General features: G+C 70.3%; 9 protein-coding genes. 3 read left to right on the forward strand and 6 right to left on the reverse strand.

What is annotated here, in order from left to right; translation table 11 throughout:
- Positions 1-253 precede the first annotated feature (253 nt).
- Positions 254-931 (reverse strand): uracil-DNA glycosylase, encoded by a 678-nt coding sequence (locus ETD83_RS36540; protein ID WP_138649778.1) that lies wholly within the window; start codon positions 929-931, stop codon positions 254-256.
- A 186-nt stretch (positions 932-1,117) separates the two neighbouring features.
- Here ETD83_RS36540 and ETD83_RS36545 point away from each other — a divergent pair, with 186 nt between their 5' ends.
- On the forward strand, positions 1,118-2,578 hold the full coding sequence (locus ETD83_RS36545; protein ID WP_138649779.1) for a WS/DGAT/MGAT family O-acyltransferase: 1,461 nt from the start codon (positions 1,118-1,120) through the stop codon (positions 2,576-2,578).
- On the opposite strand, the gene ETD83_RS36550 is transcribed toward ETD83_RS36545, so the two are convergent.
- On the reverse strand, positions 2,565-3,566 hold the full coding sequence (locus ETD83_RS36550; RefSeq protein WP_138649780.1) for a transcriptional regulator: 1,002 nt from the start codon (positions 3,564-3,566) through the stop codon (positions 2,565-2,567). The genes ETD83_RS36545 and ETD83_RS36550 overlap by 14 nt on opposite strands.
- Before the next feature lie 61 nt (positions 3,567-3,627).
- Between ETD83_RS36550 and ETD83_RS36555 the strand changes: the two genes are divergently transcribed.
- Positions 3,628-4,200 carry a helix-turn-helix domain-containing protein gene (locus ETD83_RS36555; RefSeq protein ID WP_138649781.1) on the forward strand — a complete coding sequence of 191 codons (573 nt, stop codon included), beginning with the start codon at positions 3,628-3,630 and terminating at the stop codon, positions 4,198-4,200.
- On the opposite strand, the gene ddaH is transcribed toward ETD83_RS36555, so the two are convergent.
- A complete protein-coding gene (ddaH, locus tag ETD83_RS36560) occupies positions 4,197-5,021 on the reverse strand; it encodes a dimethylargininase (protein WP_407921545.1) in 825 nt (274 codons plus the stop codon). The genes ETD83_RS36555 and ddaH overlap by 4 nt on opposite strands.
- Positions 5,022-5,159: 138 nt before the next feature.
- Positions 5,160-5,699: an ATP-binding protein gene (locus ETD83_RS36565; protein ID WP_171064648.1), complete on the reverse strand. Its 540-nt coding sequence runs from the start codon at positions 5,697-5,699 to the stop codon at positions 5,160-5,162.
- Between the two features lie 155 nt (positions 5,700-5,854).
- On the opposite strand from ETD83_RS36565, the gene ETD83_RS36570 reads away from it, so the two are divergent.
- Positions 5,855-7,162 carry an XRE family transcriptional regulator gene (locus ETD83_RS36570; RefSeq protein ID WP_230421424.1) on the forward strand — a complete coding sequence of 436 codons (1,308 nt, stop codon included), beginning with the start codon at positions 5,855-5,857 and terminating at the stop codon, positions 7,160-7,162.
- Between the two features lie 52 nt (positions 7,163-7,214).
- Here the strand turns inward: ETD83_RS36570 and ETD83_RS36575 are convergent, their stop codons facing one another.
- On the reverse strand, positions 7,215-7,802 hold the full coding sequence (locus ETD83_RS36575; protein WP_138649783.1) for a hypothetical protein: 588 nt from the start codon (positions 7,800-7,802) through the stop codon (positions 7,215-7,217).
- Positions 7,803-7,883: 81 nt separating this feature from the next.
- A partial coding sequence (locus ETD83_RS36580; protein ID WP_138649784.1) for a helix-turn-helix domain-containing protein occupies positions 7,884-8,105 on the reverse strand: 222 nt, incomplete at its 5' end.

Below are 8,105 nucleotides of genomic sequence, written 5' to 3' on the forward strand. Positions count from 1 at the left end.
CCACCCTCCTGCACCTGCTTGATTGCGGTGAATTGGACTGAGGGCCTTGGGGGCCCTCAGTCCAATTCACCGCGTGCGATCGCTGCATCGCTCCGTCTCGCCTAGCGGCTCGCTGCGCGATCAGGTTTCTCGCAAGCTCGAAACCTGCCTTCGGACGCGATCGCGACTGTTGAGGTAGTCGCGTGGCGGGGGCGGTGGCCGAGACGGTCGCGGACGCCCTGGGCTTTGAGCACGACGCGTCAGGTGATGGGTGTTACGGGAGCTTCCAGTCGACGGGGTGGGCGCCCTGCTGTTCCAGGAGCTGGTTGGCGCGGGTGAAGGGGCGGGAGCCGAAGAAGCCGCGGTCGGCGGAGTACGGGCTCGGGTGCGGCGACTCGATGCACGGGACGCCGCCGAGCAGCGGCTTGAGGTTGCGGGCGTCGCGGCCCCACAGGATGGCGACGAGCGGGCGGCCGCGGGCCGCGAGGGCGCGGATGGCCTGCTCGGTGACCTCTTCCCAGCCCTTGTCGCGGTGCGAGCCCGGCTTGCCGGGCATGACGGTCAGCGACCTGTTGAGCAGGCAGACGCCCTGTTCCGTCCACGGGGTGAGGTCGCCGTTGGACGGTTCGGGGTGGCCCAGGTCGCTGCAGTACTCGCGGTAGATGTTGATCAGGCTGGCGGGCAGCGGACGGACGTCCGGCGCGACGGAGAAGCTGAGCCCGACCGGGTGCCCCGGGGTGGGGTAGGGGTCCTGGCCCATGATGAGGACGCGGACGCCGTCGAACGGCTGGGTGAACGCGCGCAGGATGTGGTTCCCGGCGGGGAGGTAGCGGCGTCCGGCGGCGACCTCGGCGCGCAGCCAGTCGCCGGCGGCGGCGATCGTCCCGGCGACCGGTTCCAGCGCGGTCGCCCATCCCGCTTCGACGATCTCCGTGAGTGGTCGTGCCGTCATGGGGCACAACCCTAATGCGATGATCATGCGCCCGCCCGGTGAACGCCCGCTCGGGCGCCCATGTGAACCGCACGAAACGTCCTGTTAAGTCCGGGTTACTTCCTGCCGGATCGCGTTGACCTGCGCTCTTCGGCGGCATCTCCTAGAGGACATGCAGGCGCATATCGAGGGGACGGACGAGAGAGCATGAGCCAGTTGACCACCGTGGACGCCGCCTTCCTGAACGCGGAGACCGGCACCACCCAGGCCCACATCGCGGGGCTGGGCATCGTCGACGCGGCCGCGTGCCCGGGTGGCCGGCTCACGGTGCCGCTCGTCGCCGGGCTCGTCCGCGACCGCGCTCATCTCGCGGCCCGGCCGCTGCGGCAGCGGCTCGTCCAGGTGCCGTTCGGCCTGGACCACCCCTACTGGGAGGACGACCCGGACTTCGACCCCGTCCGGCACATCTTCGAGATCGGCCTCCCGGCGCCCGGCGACGACCGGCAGCTCGCCGACGTCGTCGCGATGCTGCACGAGCAGCCGCTGGATCGTTCCCGCCCGCTCTGGGAGATGTTCCTCATCCAGGGCCTCGCGGGCGGCCTGACCGCCGTCTACGTGAAGGTGCACCACGCCGCCGTCGACGGCGTGATGGCCGCCGAGACGCTCGCCGCGCTGCTGGACCTGTCGCCCGAGCCCCGCGAGCTGCCCGCCGACGAGTCCGAGCCGTCCCGCGCGCCCGGGACCGCCGAGATGGTGGGCGCCGGGCTGCTGAGGACCGCGCTGCATCCCGTCCGGACGGCCATGTCCGTCGCGCGCACCGCCCCGTACCTGGCCGAGATCCCCGGGGTCTCGGCGCTCCCCGGCGTCGGGCTGATGTCCTCGGTGATGCAGGGCGCGCTGCGCCGCCCGGAGATGCCGCGGGCGCCGCGGATGAGCGCCCCGCCGACCCCGTTCAACCAGCCGATCGGGCGCCGCCGCGCCGTCGCCTGCGGCGAGCTTCCGCTGGACGCGGTCAAGGAGATCAGGCGGGGGCTCGGCGGCAGCGTCAACGACGTCGTCATGGCGCTGTGCGCGACCGCGCTGCGGCAGTGGCTCGACAAGCGCGGCGAACTGCCGGACCGGCCGCTCGTCGCGGCCGTCCCGGTGTCGCTGCGGCGCGGCGGCGCCCGCGCCCGCGCCGCCCGGGGCGACGCCGGAAACCAGATCTCCATGATGGCGACGCCGCTGGCCACCGACATCCCGGACCCGGCCGAGCGGTACCTGGCCGTCCGGCGCGCCATGGACACCGCCAAGCGGCGGTTCACCGGGTCGTCCGGAGGCTGGGTGCGGGAGCTCAGCGGCCTGGTGCCCGCACCCCTCGCGGGCGCCGCCACCCGCCTCGCCCTCCAGGCCGCGCCGACGATGTCGCTGCGCCCCATCAACCTGATCATCTCGAATGTGCCCGGCCCGCAGTTCCCGCTGTACCTGTGCGGCGCCCGGGTGCTCGCCTACCACCCGATCTCCGTGATCACCGACGTCACCGGCGGCCTCAACATCACCGTCTTCTCCTACGACGGCAAGGTGAACGTCGGCATCGTCGCCTGCCGCACGCTCATCCCGGACCCGTCCGAGATCGTGGACCACCTGGTGGACGCCCTGGACGAGCTGAGGGACCTCAGCCGGGAGTGATCCCGAGAGCCGCCCGGTGCCGCCACGCCAGCTCCAGGGCGGCGGCCCCGGCCGGCTGCATCGGCCGCGGGACCGTCCCGTCGAACGGCGCCGTCGACACCTCGCCCTCCTCGTTGACCGCGACCAGCCCCCCGAAGAGCTCGCCGAACGCGTCACCGTCGATGACGACCGCCGTCAGGAGGTCGAGCGCGAACGTGAGCGGGTCCACGCCGAGGCCGAGGAAGTAGGCCCTCAGGCGTCCCCGCTCGCGGGCGGACGTCAGGGCCCGGTGGAAAGGCCACTCGCTCTGGACGAAACCTTCGCCGTAGTTCTCGTCCATTCCGAGCAGTTCTTCCGCGTATTCGCGGACCATGCACGCCCACAGGTCCGGCAGCTCGTCGTCCAGCGGCTGGAAGACGCCGACCGGCATCACCTGGTGGAGACCGCCCGCGTGCGCGACCTTGGCGGGGTCCCGCCAGTGCAGGACGTACGAACCGGACGTGGTGATGGTCGCCGTCGTGATCGCGGTGAGGGCCGCTCGGCGGGACAGGTCGCAGGGGTGGCCGATCCGGGTGCGCAGGGGCAGCCCGTCCACCCCGGCCGCCAGCTCGTGAGCGGCCGATTCGCCCACGTTCACGCCGTCGAAGTACCGGGCCGGGCCGAGGCGGAGCACCGGGGGCCGGGCGTCGAGGAGGCGGTAGCTCGGGCGGTCCTCGAAGATCTTCGGCGCCGCGAGGGCGGCCATCGCCTCGGCGTACGTACGGTAGCCGTCCGGAAGCCCATCAGAAGGATCGGCCACGGCTGGCGGAACATCGCGCGCGTCCCACTCCAGCCGGACGTCCTCCAGCGGTATCGGGACGTCCGGGATCCATTCCTCGCGGCACAGCAACGACGTCCCGGCGACGCGCGGAACGTCCGGATACAGCGCGCCGGCCACCTCACCGAGTGGCCCGCGCGAGCCGTTGAGCCTCGCCCGCTCGTCGCGCCACCGCCGCTCGCCGGGTCCCATGGCAGCCACCCTAGAGGGCCGCGGATTTGACAAACCGCTTTGCTGTTCCTGCAATGAACGCATGGAGACGACCGATGACGTTCTCGCCGGTGTCGGGCCCAGGCTCCGGCGGCTGCGGCAGGAACGGAACGTCACGCTGACCGCCCTCGCCGAGGTCACCGGCATCTCGGTGAGCACGCTGTCGCGGCTGGAGTCCGGCAAGCGGCGGCCGAGCCTGGAGCTGCTGCTCCCGCTCGCGCAGGCCCACCGCGTGCCGCTGGACGAGCTGGTCGGCGCCCCGGACGTCGGGGACCCGCGGATCAGGCCCCGCCCGCAGCGCATGGCGGACATGACCGTGCTGCCGCTGACCCGGCGCCCCGGCGGGATGCAGGCGTTCAAGATGATCGTCCCGGAGCGCCGCTCGACGCCCGACCCGCAGACGCACGAGGGCTACGACTGGCTGTACGTCCTGAACGGGCGGCTCCGCCTCCTCCTCGGTGACCGGGAGCTGATCCTGGAGCCGGGCGAGGCCGCCGAGTTCGACACCCGGCTGCCGCACTGGTTCAGCGGACACGGCGGCACGGTCGAGGTGCTCAGCCTGTTCGGGCCGCAGGGCGAGCGCATGCACCTGCGCGCCAGACCCAAGCGCTCCTAACGCAGCTCCAGGGTGCAGCACTTGGGCCCGCCGCCCGCCTTGCGCAGCTCTGACAAGTCCACCGGTACGGGGGCGTACCCGTGGGCCCGCAGCGTTTCGATCAACTCGGCGGCCTCGGCGTTGATGACGACGTTGCGGCCGTCGCACACGGCGTTGAGGCCGAGCACCGCCGCGTCCCGCTCACCCGCCAGGATCGCGTTCGGGAACAGCCGCTCCAGCACCGCACGGCTGCCGGGCGAGAACGCCCCGGGGAAGTACGCGACGTTCCCGCCGCCGAGCGGGAACAGCGCCGTGTCCAGGTGGTAGAAACGCGGGTCGACGAGCCGGAGCGTCACCACGGGCCGTCCGAGGAACTCCTGCGCCTCCTGATGTGCGGCCAGTTCCGTGCGGAATCCCGTCCCCGCCAGGATCACGTGGTCCAGCGTGAGGAAATCGCCCTCGCCCTCGTTCGTGTGCTCCGCGTCCAGCACCTCCGAGAACCCGTTCTTCCGCAGCCACCGGGAATACGCGGGCCCTTCGGCATGCCGTTCCGGGTGGGTGAACCGCGCGCCGTATACGCGGCCGCCGACGACCAGAGCGCCGTTCGCCGCGAACACCATGTCGGGCAGTCCCTCGATCGGATCGATGAGGCTCACCTCATGCCCGAGCGCGAGATACGCCGCCCGCAGCGCCTCCCATTGCCCCACCGCCTTCCCGGCGTCGGCGCCCGCCACCGGGTCCATCCACGGATTGATCACATAGGTGACGGCGAAATGCTCGGGACGGCACATCAGATACCGCCGCCGCCGCGCCGTCCGCTCGGCACCGACACCGGGCGCCATCGCCGGCAGAACGCTCATGCACATCTCCAGGGGGACGAGGGTTCGACGATCGAAAGCCTAGAAACCAGCCGTCCGCGAACCAATGCGCCAACCTTGCTCCCGCCTGGCGTTTCGTTGCGTCTCTGGCCCACTGTCGCCCTATTCGTTGCGCACGTCGGTCGCGCTCGCGACAGCAGGCGCCGTCACCGAGATCTGCCCCTCGACAGGACGCGCCTGAACAGCGGCAGCTCGAAGGACGGCGCCCGCACCTCCAGGACCTGCGTCCACCACACGGTCTTGCCGCCGCCCGGTCCCGGGTGCACCCCAGCGGTCCGCGCAGCCCGCGACCACGGCCATGCCGCGGTGCTCCTCGTCGGTGTCGAGCGCCGCCACGAGCCGCGGGCAGCCCGGCTCGGGGTCGGTCACGTCCACCCGGAGCCGTCCCTCGGTCACGCAGACCCGGACCCAGACCACTCCCGCTCGGAGCTCGGCCCGCACGTGCCGGATGGCGTTCGTGACGACCTCCGACGTCAGCAGCACCGCGACGTCGATGTCCCCCTCCGTGACGCCCCACGCGGCCAGCGTCTCCCGCACCGCCCGCCGAGCGGCCCCGGCCGTCCGTTCCTCCAACCTCCACTCGAACGTCCGCGCCCCCCGGGTCGCGCGAGTGATGCCGCCTCGCCGCACCAGGGTGCTCATACGGTCCTCCATGATTTCGACCTCTCGTCTTCTCGGACGCGGACGCGAGTTCCGCTTTTAACTCAGTGAAACCGAGCGCACACGGACCGAAAAGGCGACAATGAAGTGCTGGCCCCCACGTCCCCGCTTCCCCCGATCGAAGGGCGCCGATCCAAATGACTGATCAGCCACGCCCCCAGTGGGCCGAACGCATCGAGGCCGAACGCCTGGCTCGCGGCTGGGGCCCGTTCAAAGCCGCCCGCCGCCTCTATGCCGCAGTTGGCATAGACGATCCCGATATGAGCCAGGTCAAGAACCTCTCCCGCCAGCTCAAGCGCCACGAGAATGGCGAGGTGTTCCCCGCCGAGTGGGGCTCCGCCTACGCCACCGCGTTCGAAATGGAGGAGAAGGACCTCTTTGGGGAGGAATCGTCCGATCACCCGGCGGGTACCGTAGAGCCGAGCCCTATTCCCGACGATGGGGACGAGGACGTGAAGCGTCGTGCCGCACTGCAACTGATCGCCGCCTTCGGTGCCGGGACGGCGATTCCCCCTGGAGTCCTGGAAGAGATACTCTCCGGCATCGACCGCGCCACCGGCCAGAACGTTGACGTGAACGAATGGGAGCAGACCGTCCACGAGTACGGCCAGCAGATCGTGGTCCGGCCGACCGGGGCACTGGTCGGGGACCTGACGGCCGACATCATCGCTGTGGGCGCACTGCTTGATCAGCCGCATACTCCCCTTGAGCAGGCACGATTGCTGCGAGTCAGCGCCGGGCTCTCCGGCCTCCTCGCGATCGAGTTCGGCGACGCGGGCGAAGAACGCTCGGCCAGGATCACCTGGGGCACTGCGCGCCGTGCCGCTGACGCATCCGGCGACCGTGACCTACGCGTATGGACGCGAGGCAGGGCAGCACAGGACGCATTCTGGGCCGGACGGCCTCGAGGGGTCGTGGCCGCTCTGACCGATGAGGCGATCGCCATAGCCAATGGTGCGCCGTCCGCCGGATTGGCCAGGGCGCACGCGGCACGTGCCTACATGGCGGCAGATCAGGGGGACAGCGCCAAAGCCCTCGCCTCCGTGAAGGAGATAAAGGAAATGTTCGGGCGACTGCCGCAGCCCGCCGGGTCGCAGACAGTCCTGGCATTTCGTGAGAGCCAGATGCGCTGGGCGGAGTCTTATGTACTGACGCGAACCGGGGATTCCCACGCGGCCGCCGTGCTTGACCAAGCCATCGCTCTCTACCCGCCCAGTTCGGTTGTGCCGATCAAGAACCTGTCGCTGATACAGGCTGAAGCTTTGGTGCGGGCACGTCAGATCGACGTGGGGCTGGAACAGGCGATAACAACCCTCCAGGAACGACCTGGCTACCTGGCCGTTGGCACCGGCACTCTGGCGAAGAACGTGCTGAATGCTCTCCCAGAGCGGGCGCAGGTGTTGCCAGCGGCGCGGGAGTTGCGGGCACTCGCGTCCGCCACCTGATCGCCAGGTTGGGTCGAACTGACCGCGCTTGGTCAGTTTGAGTGCTGGTTGATCAACGTTGGTGGCGGGCCTTGCGGGAACGGCGGCCCGTGCGTGCTTTGCCGGAAGGAGGCACCGGCACGTGTTCCGCACGCAGCGGCCAGTTCAAGGTCAGGCCCTGGTCGACGGGCACCGCCGACCAGCGTCCGGCCTCACGGCGCAGGGCGGCGGTCACGGCCTCGATTTCCTTGTCGCCTATGGGCAGAGGTGCGGGGCTGATGACGCCCCAGAGCGCACGCAGTCCGCTCATGACCTCCTTGGGCGTGAGGTCTTGTTCGACCGCGTCGTGGATCGTCCCGGCAACGGCCTCGGCGAGGCCGATGTCGTCCGCGTGCGCTTTGATGATCCGCTTCGATCGTTCGGCGGCGTGCGGCTTCTGCCGTCCCGAGGTCACGGCCATGTTGGTGAACAGCGCCCCCGCGGCGACGCTGCCCCAGAAGCCGCGCGTCATCCCGAACTCCCGCTCCGCGACGAAGTGCGCGAGGTCATGCGGGATCGCGCTGGTCCGATCGTATCCGGGAGACATCACCGTCACCCCGTCGGCGCGGACCGCGGTGGTGAAGTAGAGATTCCCGGCCAGCCGATGAAACGTGACGTCCATGAGACCTCCCTCCACCACCCTCGCCAGCCGCCCCGATCAGAGCAACTGCTTTTCCACTGGGCCGACATAGGGAGGACATGCCTAGCCGAGGAGAGCGGTCAGTTGGAGGCGCAGGGCCAGGCGGGTTTCGGCGGACGAGAGGTTCAGCGGCGTGACCTCGGTCATTCTCTTCAGGCGGTGGCGGAGGGTGTTGGGGTGGACGTCCAGTGCCTGTGCTGTGCCCTTTGTGTCGCCGTAGTGGTCGAGCCAGGCGGCGAGTGTTGGCAGGAAAGCCGTGCCGTGCTTTTCGTCGTGGGCCTGGAG

The organism is Actinomadura soli, assembly GCF_005889715.1.
GTDB classification, from domain to species: Bacteria; Actinomycetota; Actinomycetes; order Streptosporangiales; family Streptosporangiaceae; genus Spirillospora; species Spirillospora soli.